Genomic DNA, 22,858 nt, shown 5'->3' with positions numbered 1-22,858 from the left:
GCCCGGCGGACATCCACCGGGAGCGCGCGACGCTGCACGCCGCGTGGCGCGGCGACCCGGAGCACGGGCCCACGGACGAGGACCGGCGGATCGTGGACGAGGCGCGGCAGCTCCACCACGCGCCGGACGAGGCCGCGACCACTCCGCTCCCCCTGATCGCCCTCGCCCAGCTCTACCGCCGGGACATACCCGACCTCCCGGACGGCCCGGACGGCTGCGATCTGCTCCAGGTGTTCTGGTGCCCCTTCAGCGCGCACGGCCCGACGGGTTACGGCATGATGCTCGATCTGCGCTGGCGCCGGTCGCATGAGGTCACCGCCGTACTGACGGCACCGCCGTTGCCACGGGTGGTCGGCTCCGCGGGATACGTGCCCGAGCCGTGCGTGCTGAACCCGGAGCGGGTGACCACCTATCCGTTCGCCGGTCTGCTGCCCGAGGAGCTGTGCGCCCGGATCGACGCCTGGGAAGAGGCCCTGGAGGAAGAGGCGGAGGAGACGGACGGGGAAGTGCCCGCGTACTACCAGTACGACCTCTCCATCCCGCCGGGCTGGCGCGCAGGGGGATTCGCCTCGTGGCACAGCACCGACCCGGCCGCCATGGACTGCACAGCGTGCGCGACCCCGATGCACCTGCTCCTGACCGTCGATACCTCGGAGTGGGACGGCGGCAGCGGCAGCTGGCGTCCGCTGGAGGACCGCGGGCTGCCCACGCACGCGCACGCCGTTCCGACCGGGGTCGTCGTCGGCCGCTGGGGCGAACTCAACGTCTTCGCCTGCCCCGCCGACCCCGCCCACCCGCACCGCTGGAGCATCCAGTGACGCATCCGGTGACGACCACCTGAGGCGCCCCGGGGGGCCGCGTCACCCCCGATGAGGGGTTTCCTCCCGGTTCGGGTGGAGCGAATCCGCCCGAACCGGGTAGAGGGGAAGCCATGGACAGCTTCGAGGTGGACGCGGCACTGCAGGAGGCGCTCGACCGCCTCACCCTGTTGAACCAGACCGGTGCCGTCCTGGCGAGCACCCTGGACGCGGTCGAGGGGCTGCGCCGGGTCTGCCGGGTCCTCGTCCCCGCACTGGCCGACTGGAGCGTCGCCGACGTCATGGACGAGGCGGGCAGGCTGGAGCGGGTGTGCGTCACCCACCACGACCCGAACACCCCGCTCACGGGACTCACCGGCGTCCTGCCCGCCGTCCGGGAGGACTCCGGCGGCCCCTGGGCACGGGTGCTGCGCGGCGCGGGCGCCCTGCTGCTGTCCCCCGAGGAGTTCGCCCCCGAGAACACCCCGAGCGACCCCCTGCACGCGCTCAACTCGGCCCTGTTCCGGCGCATGGGCGGGGCGTCCGGCGTCGTGGCGCCGCTGCGCGCCCGGCGCCGCATCCTCGGCGCGCTGGCCCTGGGCCGCGGCCCGGACCGGCCACCCCTGGGCGAGGAGGACCTCGATCTGGTGGAGGGCCTCGCCCACCGCGCCGCGCTGTACGTCGACAACGCGCGTCTGCACGCCGAGGTGCAGAACATCGCCGAGCGGCTGCAGCGCTCCCTGCTGCCCACCCTGCCGGCGGTGAACGGCCTCAGGATCGCCGCGCGCTACTCCCCCGCCACCTCCACCGCGCAGATCGGCGGGGACTGGTACGACTGTTTCGTGCTGCCCAACGGCGACACCGCCCTGATCATCGGCGATGTGACGGGCCATGACCTCCAGGCCGCGGTGACGATGAGCCAGATCCGCAACATGCTCCGGGGCATCGCCTGCGACCGCCAGGAGCCGCCCGGACACATCCTGCGCCGCCTGGACCTCGCCATCGCCGCCCTGAACCCCCACCAGACGGCGACCTGTGTGTACGCCCTGCTCAAGGGCCCCGGCGAGGACGGCCACTACACCCTGGACTGGACCCGGGCCGGGCATCTGCCCCCGCTGCTGGTGACCGCCGGGGGCGACACCCGGTATCTGGAGGACGCCCACGGGATGGTGCTGGGCGTGAGCCCCGAGGCCCGGCGGACGAGCGCCACGAGCGTCCTTCCGCCCGGAAGCACCCTGCTGCTCTACACGGACGGTCTGGTGGAGCGGCGCAGCGAGCCCCTCGACCACAGCCTCACCCGGCTCCGTCAGCACGCGGCGGCCCTGGTCGACCAGAGCCTGGACGTGATGTGCGACGAGCTGATGGCGGGGATGGGTCCGCACGGCAGCGACGACGTCGCGCTGATCGCCCTCCGCCTGTCGGTGTGAGGCGGAGGGCGACCGGCGGGCCGCGCGGACGGGCCGTCAGGCGTGGAGCAGCTTGTTGAAGAAGGTGCGGTACTGCTGGAGTGCCACCCGCAGCCCCTCCGTCTCGACCTCCTGGCCCCGGCTCCACTGGGCCTCCAGGTCCTTCTTGTGGTCGGCGAAGGTCTCGGCCAGGGACTGGATGACCTCGGCCACCAGCGTGTCGGCCGAGTGGACGGCGTCCTTCGGGTCGTCCACGAAGGTGCCCTGGATACGCGTCCAGCGCTCGCGGTAGTCCTCCGCCGCCTCGGGCTCGATCAGCGGCTCCGCGTCCGGCTCGGGCGACCGCTCGGCCTGCCCACCGGGCGCCTGCCCCTCGCCCCTCTCCCGCTCCCCCGGCACGGCGGTGCCCTCGCCGGGATAGGCGGGCGGCGAGTCGGGCGCGGCGCGCCGCTCGGGATGCGCCAGGTCCTCGGTGGTCAGTCCGCCGTCGGCGGCGTCGGTGTGGGTGTCGTGCGACATGGCGAGTTCCCTTTCCCGCGCGGACGGTCCCGCGCGTGCGGTTCTTCGACGTGCTGCTGTCCTTCGGCGTACGGTCGTACGGTCAGGCCGCGTGCGGCGATCCCCCGTGCCGTTGCGTGCCGCCGAGCAGTTCCTGGAACAGCGCGCGGTAGTGCACCATGGCGCCGCGCAGCTCCTCGGTGGTCGCCTCGCCGTTCTCGTTGCGCCGGCCGACGTCGTGGGCGGCCCGGTACTGCTCCAGGGTGTGCGCGTGCTCCACGGAGAGGTCCTTGAGCCGCTGCTCGAACCCTTCCGTCGGATAGCCGCGGTCCCGCATCAGTTGCGTGACCAGCCGGTCGGCGTCCGTGACGCTGCGGTCCGGATGGTCCACGAACTCCTGCTGGGCCCTGTTCCAGTCCTCGGCGTACCGCTCGCGGGCGCCCGGGGGCAGTTCGCGGATGTCGAGATCCTGGTGCCGCTTCTCCCGGGAGTGCAGCTCGCGCTCGGCCGACAGCCTGCCGTCGCCGGAGCGTACGGCCCTGTCGTACTCGGGCCCGAAGCGCTCGCGCAGCCTGCGGCGGCGTACCACGAACCAGGTGACCAAGGTGATCAGCGCCAGGATGACCACGATGGGGACGATGATGGCGATCAGCGTTTCGGTGGTGGACATGGGACCTCCCCATGAGTCCGTCGACGAGTGCGGTCCGGTGACGGGGTTCCTCGTTCCCCCTCCGACTGCCCCCGGCCTGTCGGCACACACCTGGGGGTAGCGGCGCAGTGATTGCGCCGGGTCGGTCCGGGTACGCGGACGGGGCTCCTCACCTCGGCTACGACAGCGGGAGGCTCTCATGCGGCAACGGCGTTCCCCCGAGAACCCGGCGGGCGTTCCGCGCGCGCGTTCCGGGCTGGTCGGCCGCCGCTGGGAGCGCACCGGCACCGAGCCGGTCAGGGCGCGCGGCGCGCTCACGCTGCGGCTGGTGCTCAGCGCGATCGGCGCGCTGGCCTTCCTGTTCGGCACGGTCGTCTTCGCCGTGTGGGCGAGCAGGTCCACCCCGGTCACCAATCCGAGCGCGATGGAACTGGGCGTGCTGGCCGCCATCTGCGCCTTCTTCGCCGTGCTCGGACTCGTGGACCTGGTGATCGTCGTACGGCGCCGCGCGCGGGAGCGGGGCGGGTGGCCCCCGGAGGAGGACGAGCCGCTGTGACCGGCACATACGGCGCCCCGGTCTCCGACCTCTGACTGGTCGCGAGGGCCTCAACTCCTGAGGACCGCGCTGAGAGCCGCGAAGACGGTGACCAGGGACGCGAAGGGCACCATCACGAGACGCACCAGGTCCACCACACGGGTGAGGCGGCACCGTCGGCAGTCCGGACGGGGCGCGGGCGGCGGCGGTTCACCGTCGCACACGTGCTCCGTGAGCAGGAGCGCACGGCACCAGGGGCAGTTGTCGTCACCGCCGTCGAGCCGGAACCAGTACACCTCGCCGGGCGGTCGGCGGTCGCTTCCCTGTCCGTACACGCCGTCCCTCATACCTCACGTAACGGCAGGCCCTGGGGAGAGGTTGCGGTCCCTGTCGGCCGCACGGTCGTTCTGCATATGCCTGACCGACGCGAGAACGCCCCGGCGAGGACCTCCCCCGGGAGCCTCGGCCGGTCGGGTGCGGCGCCTGTGCCGCCCGGGGTGCATCGGGCCGTCCGCGCACTGGGCCCGCGCGCACCAGGCTGGGCATGGCCAGAAGCCGCGGGCTTCCCTCCCGCTAGGAAACACGGCCTCCCGACGGCGGAGGCGCCATGAAGTCGACCTCCGCGGCAGGCAGGACCCGGACACTGCGGTCAGGAAAGTCGATGTGCCGGTAGATCTCGTTGTGATGGGCGATCGACTGGTCGGGCGGTACGAATTCCGTCGGCTGCGGGCGGACGGATGTGGTGTGTCCGTCGGCCACCAGTACCAAGTCGTAGCCGTGACTGAGGACTTGGCGGGCGGTCGTCTCCACGCAGTTCTCCGTGGCGAAACCGGTGACCAGGACCTCGGTCGCGCCGAGCCGGACCAGCGTCTCGTCGAGGCCGGTGTTCAGGAAGGCGTCCGCAGTGGTCTTCGTGACCACCGATTCACCTTCCTGTGGCGCCAGTTCGGACACGGTGTCGCCGCAACCCCGCTGTCGCACGGTGATGACGGGAACGCCCTCGGCACGCGCCCGGAAGCTCAGATCAGCGAGGGTGCGGACGGTCCGGTCGGGGCGGTGCATAAGGGGCAACACGTCGTCCTGCATGTCGATGACGAGGAGCGCGCAGCGGTGCGGCGTCGGTGGCATCGGCCCACCGTAATGGCGGCCCTGCGCAGGTGGCCATCGGCCGTGAACCGTCATCGCTGCGTGCGCTGTACCCCCAGGCCCTCACATTCCCCTGTCTGCCTCGGCGACGGGCTGCCCCGCGGCGCGTTGCCGGTCCGCGACCATGATCCGTGTCCGGCCCGCCAGACACCCGGCTCCCGCGATCGGAAGCATCAGAAGCGCGAACGCGCCCGTAAAAGACGGGAGTTGATGCGTCGAAGCTGCCGAGAGTGCCGTGAACACAGCCGACGTCACCATCAGGACCAGGGTCTGCCCGAGGTTCTGCGCGGTCTGCAGCGCGCCGCTCGCGTAGCCCTGTCGGTCGGCCGGAGTGTGCGCGAGGGACAGCAGGGTGAGGGACGGTGTGGCGAGTCCCATGCCGAAGGCGGCCACCACCATCGAGGACACCGCCACGGCCGCGGGCACCGCCGGGACGGTGCACAGGGCCGCCACCGCGACCGCCACCGCCATGATCGCGGCCCCGACGGCGACAAGCCGGTGCCGCTGCACCCGGTGGTGCAGGCGCCCCTGCACCCAGGACGCCCCGGCCCAGGTAAGCGCCGCCCCGGTGAACGCGAGCCCCGTCACCGTGCCCGGCACCCGGCGCGCCGTGCTGAGCATCAGGGGGACGAAGGCTTCCAGGGTGAAGTACGCCCCCGAAGTGAGCGCGCGCAGGAGCACGGTGGCGGGCAGTCCGGCACCGGCTCGCCAGGTGCGCGGTGGCAGCAGGCGCGGGGCGAACGCCACGAGCAGCGCCACACCGGCCGACGCGCACACCACGTGCCGTACGTCCCAGGCGGTGACGCCGTACTGGGTGAGCGCCGCGGCCACGCTCACCGCCAGCGCGGCGGGCAGGGCGGGCCGCCGTACGGACGCCCCGGGACGCGCGGGTTCCCTCGCCGCCCCGGGCTGTCCCGGCCGTCCGCGAAGGAGCAGCACCGCGGCCACCGCGGGGATGAGGGTGAGCCCTGCGAGGCCGAAGAACACCGCGTGCCACGACCACCGCGTGGCGACGAACCCGGCGAGCGGCGGGCCGGCCAGTGACGGCAAGATCCAGCAGGCGCTCATGAGGGACAGGACGCGGGCGCGCAGATGATCGGGGTAGGACTGCCCGACGGCCGCGTTGACGGACACGGCCACCAGGCCCGCCGCGATCCCGTCGGTGAAGCGTCCCAGGGCCAGCTGCCAGATGGTGGTGCTGGTCGCGGAGACGAGGAGCGTCGCGACGGACAGGATCACCCCGGCGGTCAGCGGCCGCCGGGCCCCGCCCCGGTCCGCCCACGCCCCGCCCAGCACACCGCCGAGCAGGCTCGCCGCCACGAACGCCCCTGCCACCAGCGGATAGAGACCGACCCCGTCGAGGTCCCGGGCGGCCACCGGCAGCAACGGCATCACCGCCAGCGCCGCGAACCCGGTCAGGAACATGACGGCGGCGAAACTCGCCGTGACGGCCAGATACGCCCGGGAGAAGAGCCCGGGTGCGGCAGGAATCTCCGCCGGTTCACAGGGGTCGCTGGTCACCGGCAGCAACGTAGGGCCTGACTCCGGCCCGGAACAGTGCTTTTCGGGAAGCACCGGCCGGTACGCGCGGGTCCGCCGACGCCCCCGCCTCAGGAATCAGAGGCCGTTCCCGTCAGGCCCGCAGCGTCGCCCACACCGCGTTCCCCCCGGTCAGCCGTGAGCGGTCCACCCCCCAGGCGTCGGCCAGTTCGCCGACCAGCAGCAGTCCCCGTCCGCTATCGTCGTCGGGTTCCGGCTCGCAGCGGCTCAGCCCCTGGCCGGAGTAGTCGTGGTCGTGCACCTCGACGCGGAGACAGCCCGCGGAGACCATGCCCAGACCGCACAGGATGCGCACGCTCGGGGTGTGCCGCACCGCGTTGGTGGTCAGTTCGGAGACGAGCAGCACGGCGTCCGCGCACAGTTCGCCGGACAGCCCCCAGCCGTCGATCCGCGTGCGCACGCAGCGGCGGGCGACCCGGACGCTGGAGCGGTGCGAGGGTAATTCGATCCAGTGCGCCTGGTCCGGGTCGGCGACGTCCAACAGGTCGGGGGAGGAAGTCGTGTGGGGGGACACAGTGGTTGCCTTCCGTCGGACGGACTCGGTCGGCAGAGGGCAATGTGATCAACTTGCCTTCGGGGACGCGACGTTGACCGTGAACGAGACTGCGATTCACTCAAATAACTATGCTCGCATCGGAGTTCACCCTGCAACCGGCTCCCTGATAATTTCAGAAAGCCGGGTATCCCTCTGGTTGCATCATCAAGTGCCTGTCACACTCGTGTCGGTGACAGAGCGTCAGGAGGCTGGACGTGAGTGAAGGGCGTGCGAACGCGGGTGGCACCAGTGCGCCCACCGTCCTGCGCATGATCCTGGGACGGCAGCTCCAGGAGCGGCGCCAGGAGGCGGGCGTGTCCCTGGAGGACGCCGCGCGGGCGCTCAGGGTCACGCCCCTGACCATCCGCCGCCTGGAGAAGGCGGACGTCGCCCTCAAGCCCCTCTACGTCGAGAAACTGCTTCAGACGTACGGCGCCGACGCCACCGAGATCGCCGAGTTCGTCGCCTTCGCCGACCGCGCCAACGAGCCCGGCTGGTGGCACACCTACCGCGACGTGCTGCCCGGCTGGTTCAGCGCGTACGTGAGCCTGGAGACCGGCGCGAGAACCCTGCGCACCTACGAACCGCACTACGTCACCGGCCTGTTGCAGACCCACCGCTACGCACGCGCCGTACTCTCCGGCGGCTTCCCGAACGACAACGACGAGGACCTGGAGCGCCGCGTCGGCCTGCGGCTGCGCCGCCAGGCCCTGTTGGAGAAGCCCGAGGCGCCCACGCTCTGGGTCGTGATGGAGGAGGCCGTACTGCACCGGGTGGTCGGCGGCGCCGAGGTGATGCGCGAGCAGATAGACCGGCTCCTGGAGGTCTCGGAGCTGGAGCACGTCAGCGTCGACATCGTGCCGTTCACCGCCGGGGCCCATGTGGGCGTGTGCGCCCCGTTCACCTACTTCCGCTTCGAGGAGCCCGAGCTTCCGGACGTCGTCTACAGCGAGATCCTCTCCGGCGCGATGTACCTCGACCAGCGTGCCGAGGTCGTCGCCCATCTGGAGGCGCACAACCGCATGTCCCTGCTGACCTCCGACACGCAGAGCAGGGCGCTCCTGAACCGCATGCGCAAGGAGTACTCATGACCGCCAGCGACGGCAGTTTCTACAACGGCATGCCCGCGTCGGACCTCGGTGAGCAGGGCTGGGAGTCTCCCTGGAGCGGCCCCAACGGAGGTCAGTGCGTGCAGACGAAGCAGCTCGCGGACGGCCGGGTCGCGCTGCGGCAGTCCACCGACCCCGCGGGACCCGCCCTCATCTACACCCCCGAGGAGATCACCGCGTTCGTCGCGGGGGTCAAGCGGGGCATGGCCGACCACCTGACCACCGGCTGACCAGCGGCCGGCTTCTCCCCCCACGCACACGCACGCCCCGGCGACTCACCGAAAAGGAAGAGGATGACCAACTCACACGCGGCGCGGGACATCGACACCAGCAGGCCCCACTCTGCCCGCATGTACGACTACTACCTCGGCGGCAAGGACCACTTCGAGGTCGACAAGCAGGCCGCCGAGAACGTGGCGTCCGTCTACCCGGGCATCTTCACCTGCGCCCGCGAGAACCGCGCCTTCATGCACCGCGCCACCCGTGTCCTGGCCCAGGAGCACGGCATCCGGCAGTGGCTCGACATCGGCACCGGCATCCCCACCGAGCCCAACCTGCACCAGGTGGCCCAGTCCGTGGTCCCCGACGCCCGGGTGGCGTACGCCGACAACGACCCGCTCGTCCTGAAGTACGCCGAGCGTCTGATGCGCAGCACGGCGGAGGGCCGTACGACCTACATCGAGGCGGACGTCAACGACCCGCAGTCGCTCCTCGACGCCCCCGAGCTGGCCGAGGTGCTGGACTTCGGCCAGCCGATCGCCCTGTCCCTCAACGCCCTGATGCACTTCGTGCCGGACGCCCAGGACCCGTACGGCATCGTCGGCCGCCTCCTGGACGTCCTCCCCGTCGGCAGCGCGCTCGCCCTGAGCCACTGCACCCCCGACTTCGACCCGGAGACCTGGCAGAAGGTCACCGACATCTACAACAACGCCGGAACTCCTGTGCAGTTCCGCTCCCGCGAGGCGGTGGCCCGCTTCTTCGACGGCCTGGACCTCCTCGACCCCGGCATCACCGTCGGCCACCGCTGGCGCCCCGACGCGGAGCCCACGGACACCGACGCGGAGGTCAGCCTGTGGACCGGGGTGGGCATCAAGCGGTAGCGGGTGCGAGGCGGCGCTTCCCCCTCCCCCTCGTACACGCACGTGGTGCGTTGCCCTGACATCCGGGCCGCGGGAAGCAACCGCCGCCGCGGCTGAGCACTGTGACGTCGCGTCAACTGCGCACACGTGCCTGTCGTGGGCATCCACTACTGTGACCCCAGTCGATCAGTCGAGGCGAGAGGACCGGGGGAATCATGAACGGGGATCGGCGGATACGCGCGCCCAGGCGCTGGGCGGCCGCGACGATCGTCGGCATCGGGATCGGCACGCTGACGGGTTGCGGCGGGCACGCGACGGCGCCCGCCGGGGCCATCGGGACGACGGCGGCCTCACAGGTTCCCGCGCCGGGCAAGAACGCGACCGACCAGCCCACGCCGCTCAAGATGCCCCCGGCGCGCACCCCGGTGCTGCACATGCACGGCAAGTACACCTACACGGTGCGGATACTCGGCGCCAAGACGATGGCGGACATGCCGAACGATCCCCCGCCGGCCGGAACGAAGGCGCTTGCCCTGCTGCTGCGGGTGGAGGCCGAGCCACGCGACCGCGGTATCCACGCGCCCACCGCGGAACTGTCGATCGACTATCCGAGCCTCCAGAAGGACGTGGACGCCGCTTACGGGTCCGGGGCCATCGGGAACATGCTCGACGGCGGGATGGACTACCGGACCGAGGACCAGATGCTCTACGGCGGACAGGAGTCCCAGGGCATCGACCCCGTCTTCGGCACCCTGGAGGCGAACACCGTCTACTACCACTGGGTCTGGCAGTTCGTCTCGGAGAAGGCGAACCTGAAGGGCGCCACACTCTGCGAGACACAGTCCCAGGTGCGCTCCCGAGCCAACTGCATCCCGATCGGACCGATCACTACCGCGTCCTGAGCCCGAGTCGAAGGAAGGGACAGCGGCAGCGGCGCGGGGTGCCTCCATGTCGGTGAGCGGGGATTCCTCCACGGCTGGTTGGGCGGCGCGGCCTGTGAAGGGCCAGTCGGCGGATGCCACAAGGGAGCTCAGGAGGCCGCCCCGGACCCCTTCCCCTCGATCTTCCCCGCGGACTCCGCCTGCCCCACCTCCGCCCGGACCTGGTCCGGCGTGAGATAGGCGTCGGTGTACTCGAAGTCCCGCAGCCGGGCCGGACGTCCGCGCTGGAAGCCCGTGCGGACGAAATCGTCGCCCGCGACGGCGTTCAGTAGCCAGTTGACCAGGACCCGGACCTTGGCGACGCCGGTGCGCAGCGCGGACCAGTGATAGCCGCGGGCGACGAGCTGGGCGAGGATGCCGTGCAGTTCGATGCCGAGCGGCCGGGACACGGCGTCCTTGCCGCCGAGGTCGACGACAAGGCCGAGGTCGTGGTGGACGTACGGCTTGAGCGGCTCGCCGCGCAGCGCGGCGATGACGTTCTCCGCGACCACCTTGCCCTGCCGCATGGCATGTTGAGCGGTGGGCGGGCAGATCGCGTCGCCGCCCTTCGCGAGGTCCGGCACGGCGGCGGCGTCACCGAGGGCGAACATGCCGTCCTGGCCGGGCACGGTCATCTCGGCGGTCGTCCTGAGGCGCCCCCGGATCTTCTCCCCGTCGAAGGTGTCGATCAGCGGACTGCCGATCACACCGGCCGTCCAGATGAGCGTGTACGTCGGGATGACCCTGCCGTCGGTGAAGGTCACCCGGTCCTCCGTGACCTTCGCGACCGACACGCCCAGCGAGACGTCGATGCCCCGGTGGCGCAGGATCTTCATCGCCTGCTGCCCGAGCCGGTCGCCGAGTTCGGGCATGAGCTTGGGGGCGATGTCGATCAGATGCCAGCGGATCAGGCCCGGATCGAGGCGGGGATAGCGCTCCACGGCGGCATGGGTGAGGCGTTGCAGACAGGCCGCGGTCTCGGTGCCCGCGTAGCCGCCTCCCACGACCACGAACTGGAGCCGCGCGGCACGCTCGTCCGGGTCGTCGCTCGCGTCCGCGAGGTCCAGCTGGGAGATGACGTGGTCGCGGATGTAGGCGGCCTCCGCGAGGGTCTTCATCCCGACGGCGTACTCGGCGAGGCCGGGGATGTCGAAGGTGCGGGTCACGCTGCCCGGGGTGAGCACGATGTAGTCGTAGGACTCGTTGAGGATCCGGCCGGTGAGGGTCCGCACCACGCACACCTTCGCCTCGGGGTCCACGCCGATCGCCCGGCCGGGGACGATGCGGGTGCGGTACTTCCTGCTCCGCCGCAGCGAGATCGCGATCGACTGCGGGGTGAGGACACCGGAGGCCACCTGGGGCAGCAGCGGGAGGTAGAGCTGGTACGAGTACGGCGTCACGAGGGTGACGTCCGCCTCGCCCCGCTCCAGCTTGCGCTCCAGATGGCGGACACAACCGACTCCGGCGAAACCCGCCCCCACCACCAGGATTCTGGGTCGAGACACGGACATCACCCCTTTCCACGGGTCAGGCGGCTCGAACCGTGCACAGGCACGGGAGCACGGCCGACACATTGATCCCAACACGTCAGGAATGAGCGCGCGACCGGTGTGCGCGGGGCGGGAGGGCCTGCTCAGCGACGGTGTCCCCGCAAAGCCGCAGGCCCGGGCTACGCGGCGCCGGTTCGGACGACGAGCCGACCGGGCCGTCCACGCGGCACCGGCGCCTCCCGGCCGTCCAGGGCGGCGGCAAGTATCTCCGCGCAGATCGCCACGATCGTCTCCGCCGGGGGCGCCGGGCACCGGGCGGCCGAGGCCCAACCCGCCGGGGCTGCGGATGCGCCGGGGACGACACCGATGCGGACACGCACGGGGGCCGCCCGGCTCCTCGGACACGGAAGCACCCCACCAAGACCGATCGTTCTCTCCCCGTTCGCTAACCTGGGCGCATGAGCCAGGGCACAAGGCGAAGCGGCACGTCGGAAGCGCGAGCGCGGCTGCTCGGGACGGCGACGAGGATCTTCTACACGGAGGGCATCCACTCCGTCGGGGTCGACCGGATCGTGGCGGAGGCGCAGGTCACCCGGGCCACGCTGTACCGGCACTTCACGGGCAAGGAAGATCTCGTCCTCGCGTACCTCACCCAGGCCGACCGGGAGCTCCGGGCGCAGGCCGAGACCGCCCAGGCGGGTGCGGAGTCGGCGGCCGACCAGGTCCGGGCCGTCTGCCGGACCATCACGGCGGGCATCCGGTCCCCCGGGTTCCGTGGCTGCGCGTTCCTCAACGCGGCGGCGGAATACCCCGACCCGGAACACCCGGTCCACCGGGCCGTCCTGGCCCACCGGCAGTGGTTCCTGGACACCGTCACGGAACTGCTGGCCCAGACCGGCGCCACGTCCGCCGAGGCCGCGGGCCGGCATCTCGTCATGCTGCGGGACGGCGCCATGGTCTCCGGCTGCCTGTCCGACCCCGAACTGGTCTCGGAGACCTTCCTGCGGGGCGTCGAGGGAATCCTCCGGGCCCGCGCCGCCGAGGTTGTGGCGGCCGACGCCGCCGCCTCGTAGGACCGGCTGGACGACAACTCCCCGATTTCCGCGCCCAGTCGGCTTCATGAAGAGGTAGAACGTTCGGTCTTGACAAGTAGGGACACCCTTGCCAGCCTGAAGAGACAGAACGTTCGTTCTTCCATGGAAAGGGATCGCCATGAGCACCCTCACCGCTCCGACCGGCACCACCGGGACGGCCTCCGTCCTGCGACGGCTGTACTTCGTCCGGTTCGCGTTCGCCCTCGCCTGGGCCCTCGTGATGTTCCCGATGGCGTCGCGGCTCGGCCCGGTCGCGTCCGTACTGCTCGTGCTGTATCCGCTGTTCGACGTGGGGGCGGCCGTCGTCGACGCGAAGTCGTCGCGCACCACGGGATCACCGGCCCTGCTCTACGTGAACATGGCGATCAGCCTGGTCGCGGCCCTCGGCGTGGCCCTCGCCAGCACGTCCGGCATTCCGGCGGTGCTGCGCGTGTGGGGAGCCTGGGCGATCGCGTCCGGGGCGGTCCAGCTGACCGTGGCCGTCCGCCGCCGGGCGCTGGGCGGCCAGTGGCCGATGATCCTCAGCGGCGCCATCTCCGCCCTGGCCGGGGTCTCGTTCGTCGCGTCGGCCGGCGCGGACGAGCCCACGCTCACCGGCGCGATCGGCTACGCGGTCCCGGGCGGCGCCTTCTTCCTCGTCTCGGCCCTGCGCCTGGGCCGCGCCACCAATGGGGACTGACCCGGCCGCTCGGCGGCGCGCGCTCCCGGGAACACCGATCCCCGACCGGCCCCCACGCGGTCCCCGCCTGGTCCCCCAGAACGAGTCAGGGCCGGTTTCGGATCTCCCGAAACCGGCCCTGAACTGCGACTCTCACGAGTCGGGACGACAGGATTTGAACCTGCGACCCCTTGACCCCCAGTCAAGTGCGCTACCAAGCTGCGCCACGTCCCGATGCCGTTTGACCTGGGGTTTCCCTGGCCGCAACGTGCAGGGAAACAATACCGCACTCGGGTCGCTGGTCGCGCATCCGTAAACGGTTGACCTCAAGCCTGGTCGAGGTTGCACGATCGGCGGTATGACGATCACCGCGCACGACCACCGTCCTGGCCATGGTCCCGAGGAGCACTCCGGCGAGGCCCCGCACACCTACGCCGACCTGGGCGGACTGATTGGCCTCATGACCGGCGACGAGAAGCACGGCCCGGCCGCCACCTCCACGCTGGACGTGCTGTGGGTGCTCTACGACCGGGTGCTGCGGGTCACGCCTGAGCGGCAGGACGACCCGGGCCGCGACCGGTTCCTGCTGAGCAAGGGGCACGGGCCGATGGCGTACTACGCCGTCCTCGCCGCGAAGGGCTTCGTCCCCGTGGACTGGCTGCCCGGTTTCGGCGGCTACGACTCGCCGCTCGGCCACCACCCCGACCGGGTGCTGGTGCCGGGCGCCGAGATCGGCAGCGGGTCGCTCGGGCACGGGCTGCCGATCGGCGTCGGGACCGCGCTCGGGCTGCGCGCCCAGGGGCTGCACGACCCGGCCGTGTGGGTGCTGATCGGGGACGCCGAGCTGGACGAGGGCAGCAACCACGAGGCCATCGCCTTCTCCGGGCCCGCCGGTCTCGACCGGCTGCACACGATCGTCGTGGACAACTCCTCCGCCAGTCACGCGCGGCCCGGCGGGATCGCCGCCCGCTTCGAGGCGGCCGGCTGGTCCGCCGTGACCGTGGACGGGCGGGACCACGAGGCCCTGTACGCCGCCTTCACCGCCCCGCATCCCGGCCGCCCCCATGTGGTCGTGGCCCGTGTCGAGCCTAAGTACGCCTGATCCCCCCAGCCCCATCCCCATCTCCCTCCCCCACCTCCGCGCACATCAGTGGAAAGGCCCTTCCCCATGGAGACCATGCGTGACCGGCTCGCCCCCGTCGCCTCCCGCCTGCTGGAGGAGAACCCGCGTGTCGCGGTCGTTCTCGCCGAGATCGGCAGGGACGGCTTCGCCGAAGCCCTGCGCACGCACCCGGACCGTGTGATCAACGTCGGCATCCGCGAGCAGCTCCTGATCGGCGCCGCCGCCGGACTCGCGCTCACCGGGCTCCGGCCGATCGTGCACACCTTCGCCAGCTTCCTCGTGGAGCGGCCCTTCGAGCAGGTCAAGCTGGACCTCGGCCACCAGAACGCCGGGGCGGTGCTGGTCAGCGCGGCCGCCTCCTTCGACTGGCCGGCCGGGGGCGTGACCCACATGGCGCCCGGCGACATCGCCCTCCTCGACACCCTGGACGGCTGGACCATGCATGTGCCCGGCCACCCCGACGAGGCGGAGACCCTGCTGCGCCACGCGGTCGCCGCCGGTGACGACAAGGTGTATGTCCGCCTCTCCCTCCAGGCCAACCGTGAGGCGCTGCCCGTCGACGGGGAGCACTTCCTCACGGTGCGCGAGGGGCGCGCCGGGGTCGTGATCGCGGTGGGCCCGATGCTGGACGCCGTCCTCGCGGCGACGGAGGGCCTGGACGTGACCGTGCTCTACGCCACGACCGTGCGGCCCTTCGACGCCGCCGGGCTGCGCCGGGCGACCGGGGCCGGGGCGGCCCGTCCGGACGTGGTCCTCGTGGAGCCGTACCTCGCCGGGACCTCGACGGGGGCCGTCGGCGAGGCCCTGGCCGACGTACCGCACCGGGTGCTCGGCCTCGGCGTGGCCCGCCGCGAGCTGCGGCGGTACGGCACGCTCGAGGAGCATGTGGCCGCGCACGGCCTGGACGCGCGGAGCCTGCGGGAGCGGATCGGGGCGTTCGTGGCACCCGCCCGGGTGTGAGGAGCGACCTGCCCGGTGCGGCGGGGCGGGCGCGCGGGTCAGCCCGCCCCGGTCACCCCCAGCTCCGGGTGTGCCTCCAGCAGCCGGGGCGGGGCCGCCTGGCGCCAGGAGTCGGTGAGGATGGCACGCAGCTCCGCCTCGTCGTCCAGCGCGGCTATCCGGGCCCGTACCCAGGCGAACTGGGCCTCATGACCGGCGATCCAGAATTTCTCCGGCTCGGCCAGGACCAGTTCGTCGCGCTCCTCCTTGGGGCAGCGCACGGCGATCGAGGTCTCCTCCTCGGGCAGCGTGGCGAACATCTTCCCGGCCACCCGGAACGTGGGCATGCTCCAGGCGATCTTCTCCGTCACCTCCGGCAGGGACAGGGCGATCCGGCGTACGTCGTCTGCGTCCGTCATGCCACGCACGGTAACCCCTGCCACTGACAGTCAGCCGAGGGGCGGTTCGAGCGGTTCCCGTGGTTCCAGCGGTTCGAGCCGCTTGTAGTACAAGGTCGTGGCGCGCGGGGTGCCGACCGTGTTCGTGGCGTAGTCGGGGATGGTCCCGGCCCGGGTCCAGCCCTACGCGGCCGGTGGCGCTGTCCTCCCCCTGATCGCCGCCGTCCGCACGGCCGCTGTCGTCCACCGCCGCCCACACCGCCAGCTCCCCTCGTGCCACCCCTTCCGCCCGCTCGCGCCACCAGGCCGTCGCCCGGGCCCGGTCCAACGGCGCGAGGAAGCCCACCGAGGCCCCGGCGGCCACCGTGTCGGTGAGCAGGTGGGCCAACTCGGCGGCGCCGTGCCGCACTTGGCCCACGTCCCACCGCAGCACCCTCATGGCCGTACCACCGCCAGCACATAGCGGGCCTCGTCCGGGCCCGCGCAGCGGAACCTCGTCGGGCCGAAGACCCGCATCCGCAGGCAGTCGCCGGTGGCGAGGCGGTGCTCGGTACCGGCGTCCGTCACGTCGAGTGCGCCGGACAGGACCCACAGATGCTGTTCGAGGCCCGGCACGGGCGGGCGGTCGTAGGCGATGTCGGCGCCTGGCGAGAGTCTGCCCTCGACCAGTTCGCCGCGCAGGGCCGGGTGCGGCGGGGACACGGCCCGGCGGACGAAACCGGAGGCGCGGTCGGCCCACACCCGCTGCCCCTCGGCGCGGACCACCGGGGCCGGTTCGGCCTCTACCTCGCTGAGAAGTTGGGACATCGTGCGGCCGTAGACGTGGCAGAGGCGGTTGAGGACGGCGGCGGTGGCGCTGGTCTCGGCGCGCTCGGTGCGCGAGAGCGTGGACCGGCTCACGCCGCTGCGTTCGGCCAACTCGTCCAGGGACCAGCCGTGTTGGGCGCGCAGCGCGGAGAGCCTGGCGCCCAGGCGGGCGTCGACGGGGTCGGGATCCTCGTGTCTCATATCCGGGAAGCTGTCCCCGATGTGAGACAGAGGAGTTACGGGCGCGTCACGCGGCCGAGTCCCCGGCCCGTGCCGCGCAGCCCAGCGCGTCCAGCACCGGGCGGATCAGCGGATGGTCCTCGGCGCCGCGTCGTACGGCCGCGAAGACGCGGCGGGTGGGGGCCACACCGTCCACGGGGCGTACGACCACGCCCGTGAGGTCCATGCCGCGCAGCGCCGAGCGAGGTACGAGCGCCACGCCCGCGTCCGCCGAGGCCAGCGCGACGACGGCGCGGAAGTCGTCGGAGGAGTGTTCCAGGCGGGGCTGGAAACCGGCGTTCTCGCAGGCGAGCACGACCACGTCGTGGCAGGGGTTCCCGGGGTACGGCCCGATCCACGGATCCTTGGCCAGGTCCGCGAGGGGGATGACGGGGGCCTCCGCGAGGCGGTGCGTGACGGGTACGACCGCGTCGAACGGCTCGGCGTACAGCGGGACATGGGTGAGACGCGGGTCGTCGGCGGGCGGCGCTCCCCGGTACTCGACCGTCACCGCCACGTCCACCTGCCGGTCCAGGAGCATCCGCAGGCTCTCGTCGCCCTCGGCGTCCTGGACACGGATGCCGATGCCGGGCGCGGAGCGGGCGAGCCGGGCCACGGCGGGCGCCACGACCCCGGAGATGCCGGTCGCGAACGCGGCGAGGGTGACCGTACCGGCCTCGCCCTTGCCGTAGGCGGCCAGCTCGGCCTCGGCCCGTTCCAGCTGGGCGAGGACCAGGTTGGTGTGGCCGAGAAGGATCTCCCCGGCCGGGGTGAGCCGTACGCCCTTCGCGCCCCGTTCCACCAGGCGGTGGCCGGTCTCCTGCTCCAGTGCGGTGAGCTGCTGGGAGACGGCGGAGGGGGTGAGGTAGAGCGCGGCGGCGGCCGCCGTGACCGTCCGGTGGTCGGCGACCGCACGGAGGATGTGGAGCCGCCGAGCCTCGATCATGGAGCCCATTATCGCAAGGGGCCGCATGTTTTCGGCCGCGCCTCTGGATGGGTCCAAGGTGGGACCACATATGCCCGGCCGACATGTCCGCAACGACATGCCATATGCGAACGAGACATGTGGCCTCCCGCCGAGGGTGGGGCGGCCACATGTCTCGTTTCGGGCCCTCTCGGGGCCCTCAGCCGTCGGATCAGGCCGTCAGTGCGGCGCGGGCCGCCACGAAGGCGTCCACCGCGCGGTTCACGTCCTCTGTGGAGTGCGCGGCCGAGAGCTGGACGCGGATGCGGGCCTGGCCCTGCGGGACGACCGGGTAGGAGAAGCCGATCACGTAGACGCCGCGCTCCAGGAGCAGCTCGGCCATGCGGCCCGCCTCGGACGCGTCGCCGATCATGACGGGCGCGATGGCGTGGTCGCCGGGGAGGATGTCGAAGCCCTCCTCGGTCATGCGGCTGCGGAACAGGGCGGTGTTCTCGGCCAGGTGGACGCGCAGGTCGTCGGCGGACTCCAGCAGGTCGAGGACCTTCAGGGAGGCGGCGGCGATGACCGGGGCGAGGGTGTTGGAGAACAGGTACGGCCGCGAGCGCTGGCGCAGCAGGGCGACGATCTCGGCGCGGGCCGCGACGTAGCCGCCGGACGCGCCGCCGAGGGCCTTGCCGAGGGTGCCGGTGATGATGTCGACGCGGTCCATGACGCCGTGCAGCTCGGGGGTGCCGCGGCCGGTGGGGCCGACGAAGCCGACGGCGTGCGAGTCGTCGACCATGACCATCGCGTCGTAGCGGTCGGCGAGGTCGCAGATCTCGGCGAGCGGGGCCACGTAGCCGTCCATGGAGAAGACGCCGTCGGTGACGATGAGCTTGCGCCGCGCGCCGCCCGCCGTCGCCTCCTTGAGCTGGGTCTCCAGGTCCGCGAGGTCGCGGTTGGCGTAGCGGAAGCGGCGGGCCTTGGACAGGCGGATGCCGTCGATGATGGAGGCGTGGTTGAGGGCGTCGGAGATCACCGCGTCCTCCGCGCCGAGCAGGGTCTCGAAGACACCGCCGTTGGCGTCGAAGCAGGAGGAGTAGAGGATCGTGTCCTCCTGGCCGAGGAACGCCGACAGGCGGGCCTCCAGCTCCTTGTGGACCTCCTGGGTGCCGCAGATGAAGCGGACGGAGGCCATGCCGTAGCCCCAGCGGTCCAGCGCCTCGTGGGCGGCGGCGACCACGTCGGGGTGGTCGGCGAGGCCGAGGTAGTTGTTGGCGCAGAAGTTGAGGACCTCGCCGGGACGGCCACCTGCGGTGACGGCGACGGTCGCGGACTGCGGGGTGCCGATGACGCGCTCGGGCTTGTGCAGACCGGCGGCGCGGATCTCGTCGAGGGTGGCGCGCAGGTCGTCGCGCACGGAGTCGAACATGGGGTGGGCTCCTCTGAAGGTGCTGACGGAGTGGGGGTTCTCGCGATACCCGCCGGGGGCGGGGGTTACGCGGTCCAGTCGAGGATGACCTTGCCGCCGGTGCCGCTCGCCGCGTCCGCGAAGGCCGCGTCGAAGTCGCGGTAGTCGTACCGGCCGGTGATCACGGGCGTGAGGTCGAGGCCGCCTTCGAGCAGCACCGACATCGCGTACCAGGTCTCGAACATCTCCCGGCCGTAGATGCCCTTGATGGTGATCATCGACGTGACGACCCGGGCCCAGTCCACCGGGAACTCCTGCGCGGGCAGGCCGAGCATGGCGATCCGGCCGCCGTTGGTCATGTTGGCGATCATGTCCTGCAGCGCCTCGGCGCGGCCGGACATCTCCAGGCCGATGTCGAAGCCCTCGCGCAGGCCCAGCTCGCGCTGTCCGTCGGCGATGGTGGAGTGCGAGACGTTGAGGGCGAGGCTCGCGCCGATCTTGCGGGCCAGCGCCAGGCGCTCCTCGCTCACGTCGGTGACGACGACGTTGCGGGCACCCGCGTGCCGGGCCACGGCGGCGGCCATCAGGCCGATCGGGCCCGCGCCGGTGATGAGCACGTCCTCGCCGACCAGCGGGAAGGAGAGCGCCGTGTGCACGGCGTTGCCGAACGGGTCGAAGATGGCGGCCACATCGAGATCGACCGGAACACGGTGCACCCACACATTGGTGGCGGGCAGCACCACATATTCGGCGAACGCGCCGTCGCGGCCCACACCCAGTCCGATGGTGGCCCGGCACAGGTGGCGGCGGCCGGCCAGACAGTTGCGGCACTTGCCGCACACCAGGTGGCCCTCGCCGCTGACCCGGTCGCCGACTCGGATCTCGGTGACGTCGCGGCCGAGCTCCACGACCTGGCCGACGAACTCGTGGCCGAGCACGAGCGGGGTGCGCACGGCCTGCTGCGCCCAGCCGTCCCAGTTCCGGATGTGCAGGTCGGTGCCGCAGATACCGGTCCGCATGACCTTGATCAGTACGTCACCGGGCCCCACGGTGGGCTCGGGCACGTCCGTGAGCCAGAGCCCGGGCTCCGCCTTGTCCTTGACCAGCGCCTTCAACGCTACGGCTCCTGAGGGTGAGGCCCGGCACGCGGGCACACCGAAAGGGGCCGCACCGGGTCAGAGAGGTGGAATCACCCTGCAATCTGCCGTATGCGCGGGCCCGGGTCCATCGAGCTTTTCTTAACCGGAGCCTCAGCTCCGCTTCACGCCTTGCGGCGCCTGGGGGTTCGGGGCGGGTGCGGGGGTTTCTATGACCGGTTTGGGCGCGACTCGTTCGGAGCAGCTGGTGGGCTTGTCGGTGCGGGGTGGCGCCGGTTCGGGCGTGGTGCCGGTGCTGTTGCCGGTGTGCTGCCGGGGCGTGCGTGCCGTGCCGTCCGTTCAGAGGGGCAGACCGTCGGCGGCCGACCGCTCGATGCGGCCGGTGAGTTCGACGGCGAGGGCCTTGATGGTGTCCAGGCCCGGCTGCCCCCACGAACGCGGGGAGGTGTCGGCCGCGCACACGGTGCCCAGCACCATGCCGGAGCTGTCGATGAGGGGTGCGCCGAGATAGGAGCGGATGCCGAGGTCGTCCACGACAGGGTTCCCGGCGAAGCGCGGATAGTCGCGGACGTCCTCCAGCACGAGCGCCTTGCGGCGGACCACCACATGGGGGCAGAAGCCGTGTTCGCGGGGCAGCACCCGGCCGATCTCGGGCCTGCTGCCGTCCTCGCGGACGACGGGGGCCACGGCGGGGCTGCTCAGCCCGGCGAAGAACTGAAGCTCCTCGCCGATGAAGTTGACCATGGCGTACGGCGCGCCGGTGAGCAGGGCGAGATGGTCGGCGTAGACGTCGAGCGCCGGTTCGGGGCGCTCCCCGAGACCCATGCTGCGCAGCTTGGCCGTCCGGGCGGGAGCCTCCTTGTCCTCCGGTGTGAGCAGCAGGCCACGGACACGGCGGGCCGGCTCGTACATCATGACCGGGCTCCGTGACGGTGGGCGTACCTCATGGGGCGACTCCAGGGCTGTGTGCGGTGGTCACATGGGGGCGAGGCCCATGTGGGCTGGGCACGTGTGGGCGGGACACGTGTGCGGCGGTCACATGTGGGCGCTGTGGCGTGGCACGGGCGCGGGGCTGTGGGCGATGAGGTGGCGTACGAGGGCGAGCAGGGTCTGTACGCCGGAGCTGGAGATGCGGGCGTCGCACGGCACCACGGGTGTCCCGGGGCTCAGGTCGAGGGCCGAGCGCACCTCGTCGGGGTCGTAGCGGAAGGCGCCGTCGAACTCGTTGACGGCGACGATGAAGCCCAGTCCGCGTTCTTCGAAGAAGTCCACGGCGGCGAAGCACTCCTCGAGGCGGCGGGTGTCGGCGAGGACGACCGCGCCGAGCGCGCCCTCGCACAGTTCGTCCCACATGAACCAGAACCGCTCCTGTCCCGGCGTGCCGAACAGGTACAGCACGTGCTGCGGATCGAGGGTGATCCGGCCGAAGTCCATGGCGACGGTCGTCTCGACCTTGTTCTCGACGCCGTCGAGGTTGTCCGTGGCCGCGCCGACCGTGGTCAGCAACTCCTCCGTGCTGAGCGGCGCGATCTCGCTGACCGCTCCCACGAAGGTGGTCTTGCCGACCCCGAACCCGCCCGCCACCAGGATCTTGAGCGCGGTGGGGAACGGGTCAGAGCTGTCGTCGTAATCCATCGAGCACTGCCTCCAGCAGAGACCGGTCAGTGGGGTTGTGGTGGAAGGCGGGGGGCTTGGTGGTGAGCGCCCCGCAGTCCACGAGGTCCGAGAGCAGCACCTTGGTCACGGCGGCGGGGAGTCTCAGGTGCGCGGCGACCTCGGCCACCGTGAGGGGCCCGCGGCACAGGTCGATGGCCTGGGCGTACTCGGGGCCGAGGTAGCCGAGCGGGGCGACTCCGGTGGCCCTCACCTGGGAGATGAGGTCCAGTGCGATGGTCGGTTCGGTGCGGCCGTTGCTGACGGTGAACGGCCGCACCAGCCGCCCGGCCGCGTCGTCGAGCCAGGGCCCGTCGCCGGCCGTTGTCACGCTCAATGCCTCGTCGCCGGGGTGTCGGCGGCCTGCTGCCGGGGGGCGGTCACGAGGTACGGGCGGACGCTCTTGACCAGCATCGCCATCTCGTACCCGAGCACGGCGGCGTCGGCCTCGCGTCCCGCGAGCACGGCGAGACAGGTGCCGGATCCGGCGGTGGTGACGAACAGCAGGGTCGAGTCGAGTTCCACGACGACCTGGCGCACGTCGCCGCCGTCGCCGAACCGGACGCCCGCGCTGCGGCCCAGCGAGTACAGGCCGGAGGCGAGGGCGGCCATGTGGTCCGCGCTGTCGGGGTCGAGTCCGTGCACGGACTTCACCAGCCCGTCGCAGGACAGGAGCACGGCGCTGCCGGTGTGGGGAACGCGCTGCACGAGGCCGCTCAGCAGCCAGTCGAGGTCGGTTGCTTGGGCGGTCGGCGCATCGCTCGCCATGGTGGATCGACTCCTTGGGGTACGAAGGTCTGCGGGAGCGTGGTGGGCGCGGTTCGGGGTGGT

At 71.8% G+C, this 22,858-nt stretch carries 27 protein-coding genes and 1 tRNA gene; 11 read left to right on the top strand and 17 right to left on the bottom strand.

Features of this window, described 5'->3' with window-relative positions; all coding sequences use genetic code 11:
* Both GTW40_RS19100 and GTW40_RS19095 read left to right on the top strand, forming a co-directional pair.
* The coding region (locus GTW40_RS19100) for a hypothetical protein (protein WP_161181408.1) at positions 1–818 on the top strand (818 nt) is incomplete at its 5' end.
* Positions 819–931: 113 nt separating this feature from the next.
* Positions 932–2,224 carry a GAF domain-containing SpoIIE family protein phosphatase gene (locus tag GTW40_RS19095; RefSeq protein ID WP_161181407.1) on the top strand — a complete coding sequence of 431 codons (1,293 nt, stop codon included), beginning with the start codon at positions 932–934 and terminating at the stop codon, positions 2,222–2,224.
* 36 nt (positions 2,225–2,260) lie between these two features.
* Here the strand turns inward: GTW40_RS19095 and GTW40_RS19090 are convergent, their stop codons facing one another.
* Together GTW40_RS19090 and GTW40_RS19085 are read right to left on the bottom strand one after the other, a co-directional pair.
* On the bottom strand, positions 2,261–2,722 hold the full coding sequence (locus GTW40_RS19090) for a hypothetical protein (RefSeq protein WP_161181406.1): 462 nt from the start codon (positions 2,720–2,722) through the stop codon (positions 2,261–2,263).
* 82 nt (positions 2,723–2,804) lie between these two features.
* On the bottom strand, positions 2,805–3,371 hold the full coding sequence (locus GTW40_RS19085; RefSeq protein WP_161181405.1) for a hypothetical protein: 567 nt from the start codon (positions 3,369–3,371) through the stop codon (positions 2,805–2,807).
* A gap of 178 nt (positions 3,372–3,549) precedes the next feature.
* On the opposite strand from GTW40_RS19085, the gene GTW40_RS19080 reads away from it, so the two are divergent.
* Entirely contained in the window at positions 3,550–3,906 is a 357-nt protein-coding gene (locus tag GTW40_RS19080; RefSeq protein WP_161181404.1) for a DUF6343 family protein, read from the top strand.
* 50 nt (positions 3,907–3,956) lie between these two features.
* Here GTW40_RS19080 and GTW40_RS19075 read toward each other — a convergent pair whose 3' ends face one another.
* The 4 genes from GTW40_RS19075 to GTW40_RS19060 all read right to left on the bottom strand — a co-directional run bounded on the left by GTW40_RS19075 (position 3,957) and on the right by GTW40_RS19060 (position 7,105).
* Positions 3,957–4,220 (bottom strand): hypothetical protein, encoded by a 264-nt coding sequence (locus GTW40_RS19075; protein WP_161181403.1) that lies wholly within the window; start codon positions 4,218–4,220, stop codon positions 3,957–3,959.
* A 238-nt stretch (positions 4,221–4,458) separates the two neighbouring features.
* On the bottom strand, positions 4,459–5,013 hold the full coding sequence (locus GTW40_RS19070; RefSeq protein ID WP_161181402.1) for an isochorismatase family protein: 555 nt from the start codon (positions 5,011–5,013) through the stop codon (positions 4,459–4,461).
* Positions 5,014–5,094: 81 nt separating this feature from the next.
* A complete protein-coding gene (locus GTW40_RS19065; protein WP_161181410.1) occupies positions 5,095–6,456 on the bottom strand; it encodes an MFS transporter in 1,362 nt (453 codons plus the stop codon).
* 208 nt (positions 6,457–6,664) lie between these two features.
* Positions 6,665–7,105, bottom strand: coding sequence for an ATP-binding protein (locus tag GTW40_RS19060; RefSeq protein ID WP_161181401.1), 441 nt, complete (start codon positions 7,103–7,105; stop codon positions 6,665–6,667).
* Between the two features lie 236 nt (positions 7,106–7,341).
* Between GTW40_RS19060 and GTW40_RS19055 the strand changes: the two genes are divergently transcribed.
* The 4 genes from GTW40_RS19055 to GTW40_RS19040 all read left to right on the top strand — a co-directional run bounded on the left by GTW40_RS19055 (position 7,342) and on the right by GTW40_RS19040 (position 10,216).
* Positions 7,342–8,217 carry a helix-turn-helix transcriptional regulator gene (locus GTW40_RS19055; RefSeq protein WP_161181400.1) on the top strand — a complete coding sequence of 292 codons (876 nt, stop codon included), beginning with the start codon at positions 7,342–7,344 and terminating at the stop codon, positions 8,215–8,217.
* Positions 8,214–8,465 (top strand): DUF397 domain-containing protein, encoded by a 252-nt coding sequence (locus tag GTW40_RS19050; protein ID WP_161181399.1) that lies wholly within the window; start codon positions 8,214–8,216, stop codon positions 8,463–8,465. Before GTW40_RS19055 ends, GTW40_RS19050 begins: the two co-directional genes overlap by 4 nt.
* 63 nt (positions 8,466–8,528) lie before the next feature.
* The gene (locus tag GTW40_RS19045; RefSeq protein ID WP_161181398.1) at positions 8,529–9,335 is read left to right on the top strand and encodes an SAM-dependent methyltransferase; all 807 of its coding nucleotides are present in this window, start codon (positions 8,529–8,531) and stop codon (positions 9,333–9,335) included.
* Positions 9,336–9,529: 194 nt separating this feature from the next.
* Positions 9,530–10,216 carry a hypothetical protein gene (locus tag GTW40_RS19040; RefSeq protein ID WP_161181397.1) on the top strand — a complete coding sequence of 229 codons (687 nt, stop codon included), beginning with the start codon at positions 9,530–9,532 and terminating at the stop codon, positions 10,214–10,216.
* A gap of 128 nt (positions 10,217–10,344) precedes the next feature.
* Here GTW40_RS19040 and GTW40_RS19035 read toward each other — a convergent pair whose 3' ends face one another.
* Positions 10,345–11,748 carry an NAD(P)/FAD-dependent oxidoreductase gene (locus GTW40_RS19035; protein ID WP_161181396.1) on the bottom strand — a complete coding sequence of 468 codons (1,404 nt, stop codon included), beginning with the start codon at positions 11,746–11,748 and terminating at the stop codon, positions 10,345–10,347.
* Positions 11,749–12,182: 434 nt separating this feature from the next.
* On the opposite strand from GTW40_RS19035, the gene GTW40_RS19030 reads away from it, so the two are divergent.
* Together GTW40_RS19030 and GTW40_RS19025 are read left to right on the top strand one after the other, a co-directional pair.
* Entirely contained in the window at positions 12,183–12,797 is a 615-nt protein-coding gene (locus GTW40_RS19030; protein ID WP_161181395.1) for a TetR/AcrR family transcriptional regulator, read from the top strand.
* 139 nt (positions 12,798–12,936) lie between these two features.
* A complete protein-coding gene (locus GTW40_RS19025; protein ID WP_161181394.1) occupies positions 12,937–13,497 on the top strand; it encodes a hypothetical protein in 561 nt (186 codons plus the stop codon).
* A 139-nt stretch (positions 13,498–13,636) separates the two neighbouring features.
* On the opposite strand, the gene GTW40_RS19020 is transcribed toward GTW40_RS19025, so the two are convergent.
* Positions 13,637–13,710 (bottom strand) — tRNA-Pro (locus GTW40_RS19020).
* Positions 13,711–13,936: 226 nt separating this feature from the next.
* Here GTW40_RS19020 and GTW40_RS19015 point away from each other — a divergent pair.
* Entirely contained in the window at positions 13,937–14,578 is a 642-nt protein-coding gene (locus GTW40_RS19015) for a transketolase (RefSeq protein WP_237525576.1), read from the top strand.
* Between the two features lie 66 nt (positions 14,579–14,644).
* Positions 14,645–15,559 carry a transketolase gene (locus GTW40_RS19010; protein ID WP_161181393.1) on the top strand — a complete coding sequence of 305 codons (915 nt, stop codon included), beginning with the start codon at positions 14,645–14,647 and terminating at the stop codon, positions 15,557–15,559.
* 38 nt (positions 15,560–15,597) lie between these two features.
* Here the strand turns inward: GTW40_RS19010 and GTW40_RS19005 are convergent, their stop codons facing one another.
* The 9 genes from GTW40_RS19005 to GTW40_RS18965 all read right to left on the bottom strand — a co-directional run bounded on the left by GTW40_RS19005 (position 15,598) and on the right by GTW40_RS18965 (position 22,795).
* A complete protein-coding gene (locus GTW40_RS19005; RefSeq protein WP_161181392.1) occupies positions 15,598–15,957 on the bottom strand; it encodes an MmcQ/YjbR family DNA-binding protein in 360 nt (119 codons plus the stop codon).
* 414 nt (positions 15,958–16,371) lie between these two features.
* Positions 16,372–16,944: a helix-turn-helix domain-containing protein gene (locus tag GTW40_RS19000; protein WP_161181391.1), complete on the bottom strand. Its 573-nt coding sequence runs from the start codon at positions 16,942–16,944 to the stop codon at positions 16,372–16,374.
* Positions 16,945–16,990: 46 nt separating this feature from the next.
* The gene (locus tag GTW40_RS18995; protein WP_161181390.1) at positions 16,991–17,908 is read right to left on the bottom strand and encodes a LysR family transcriptional regulator; all 918 of its coding nucleotides are present in this window, start codon (positions 17,906–17,908) and stop codon (positions 16,991–16,993) included.
* A gap of 190 nt (positions 17,909–18,098) precedes the next feature.
* Positions 18,099–19,298: a glycine C-acetyltransferase gene (locus tag GTW40_RS18990; RefSeq protein WP_161181389.1), complete on the bottom strand. Its 1,200-nt coding sequence runs from the start codon at positions 19,296–19,298 to the stop codon at positions 18,099–18,101.
* A 65-nt stretch (positions 19,299–19,363) separates the two neighbouring features.
* Complete coding sequence (tdh, locus tag GTW40_RS18985) at positions 19,364–20,392, bottom strand: L-threonine 3-dehydrogenase (RefSeq protein WP_161181388.1); 1,029 nt, start codon at positions 20,390–20,392, stop codon at positions 19,364–19,366.
* Positions 20,393–20,713: 321 nt separating this feature from the next.
* Positions 20,714–21,289 carry a GAF domain-containing protein gene (locus GTW40_RS18980; RefSeq protein WP_161181387.1) on the bottom strand — a complete coding sequence of 192 codons (576 nt, stop codon included), beginning with the start codon at positions 21,287–21,289 and terminating at the stop codon, positions 20,714–20,716.
* Positions 21,290–21,409: 120 nt separating this feature from the next.
* Positions 21,410–22,009: an ATP/GTP-binding protein gene (locus GTW40_RS18975; RefSeq protein ID WP_161181386.1), complete on the bottom strand. Its 600-nt coding sequence runs from the start codon at positions 22,007–22,009 to the stop codon at positions 21,410–21,412.
* Positions 21,987–22,358 (bottom strand): DUF742 domain-containing protein, encoded by a 372-nt coding sequence (locus GTW40_RS18970; protein WP_161181385.1) that lies wholly within the window; start codon positions 22,356–22,358, stop codon positions 21,987–21,989. Before GTW40_RS18970 ends, GTW40_RS18975 begins: the two co-directional genes overlap by 23 nt.
* 2 nt (positions 22,359–22,360) lie before the next feature.
* Positions 22,361–22,795 (bottom strand): roadblock/LC7 domain-containing protein, encoded by a 435-nt coding sequence (locus GTW40_RS18965; protein WP_161181384.1) that lies wholly within the window; start codon positions 22,793–22,795, stop codon positions 22,361–22,363.
* Between the last annotated feature and the right edge of the window lie 63 nt (positions 22,796–22,858).

The organism is Streptomyces sp. SID4985 (assembly GCF_009863025.1).
GTDB lineage: Bacteria > Actinomycetota > Actinomycetes > Streptomycetales > Streptomycetaceae > Streptomyces.
Note: the sequence above shows the minus strand (reverse complement) of the source record. Positions and strands in the feature narration are given on the sequence as shown.

Excerpts from the sequence above, each read along its gene's own strand:
- GTW40_RS18975 (WP_161181386.1), bottom strand. The coding sequence starts at position 22,009 with ATGGATTACGACGACAGCTCTGACCCGTTCCCCACCGCGCTCAAGATC.
- GTW40_RS19095 (WP_161181407.1), top strand. The coding sequence starts at position 932 with ATGGACAGCTTCGAGGTGGACGCGGCACTGCAGGAGGCGCTCGACCGC.
- GTW40_RS19070 (WP_161181402.1), bottom strand. The coding sequence starts at position 5,013 with ATGCCACCGACGCCGCACCGCTGCGCGCTCCTCGTCATCGACATGCAG.
- GTW40_RS18980 (WP_161181387.1), bottom strand. The coding sequence starts at position 21,289 with ATGATGTACGAGCCGGCCCGCCGTGTCCGTGGCCTGCTGCTCACACCG.
- GTW40_RS19025 (WP_161181394.1), top strand. The coding sequence starts at position 12,937 with ATGAGCACCCTCACCGCTCCGACCGGCACCACCGGGACGGCCTCCGTC.
- GTW40_RS19015 (WP_237525576.1), top strand. The coding sequence starts at position 13,937 with ATGACCGGCGACGAGAAGCACGGCCCGGCCGCCACCTCCACGCTGGAC.
- GTW40_RS19090 (WP_161181406.1), bottom strand. The coding sequence starts at position 2,722 with ATGTCGCACGACACCCACACCGACGCCGCCGACGGCGGACTGACCACC.
- GTW40_RS19045 (WP_161181398.1), top strand. The coding sequence starts at position 8,529 with ATGACCAACTCACACGCGGCGCGGGACATCGACACCAGCAGGCCCCAC.
- GTW40_RS19040 (WP_161181397.1), top strand. The coding sequence starts at position 9,530 with ATGAACGGGGATCGGCGGATACGCGCGCCCAGGCGCTGGGCGGCCGCG.
- GTW40_RS18990 (WP_161181389.1), bottom strand. The coding sequence starts at position 19,298 with ATGTTCGACTCCGTGCGCGACGACCTGCGCGCCACCCTCGACGAGATC.
- GTW40_RS19065 (WP_161181410.1), bottom strand. The coding sequence starts at position 6,456 with ATGTTCCTGACCGGGTTCGCGGCGCTGGCGGTGATGCCGTTGCTGCCG.
- GTW40_RS19005 (WP_161181392.1), bottom strand. The coding sequence starts at position 15,957 with ATGACGGACGCAGACGACGTACGCCGGATCGCCCTGTCCCTGCCGGAG.
- GTW40_RS18995 (WP_161181390.1), bottom strand. The coding sequence starts at position 17,908 with ATGATCGAGGCTCGGCGGCTCCACATCCTCCGTGCGGTCGCCGACCAC.
- GTW40_RS19010 (WP_161181393.1), top strand. The coding sequence starts at position 14,645 with ATGGAGACCATGCGTGACCGGCTCGCCCCCGTCGCCTCCCGCCTGCTG.
- GTW40_RS19000 (WP_161181391.1), bottom strand. The coding sequence starts at position 16,944 with ATGAGACACGAGGATCCCGACCCCGTCGACGCCCGCCTGGGCGCCAGG.
- GTW40_RS18965 (WP_161181384.1), bottom strand. The coding sequence starts at position 22,795 with ATGGCGAGCGATGCGCCGACCGCCCAAGCAACCGACCTCGACTGGCTG.
- GTW40_RS19085 (WP_161181405.1), bottom strand. The coding sequence starts at position 3,371 with ATGTCCACCACCGAAACGCTGATCGCCATCATCGTCCCCATCGTGGTC.
- GTW40_RS19050 (WP_161181399.1), top strand. The coding sequence starts at position 8,214 with ATGACCGCCAGCGACGGCAGTTTCTACAACGGCATGCCCGCGTCGGAC.
- GTW40_RS19080 (WP_161181404.1), top strand. The coding sequence starts at position 3,550 with ATGCGGCAACGGCGTTCCCCCGAGAACCCGGCGGGCGTTCCGCGCGCG.
- GTW40_RS19030 (WP_161181395.1), top strand. The coding sequence starts at position 12,183 with ATGAGCCAGGGCACAAGGCGAAGCGGCACGTCGGAAGCGCGAGCGCGG.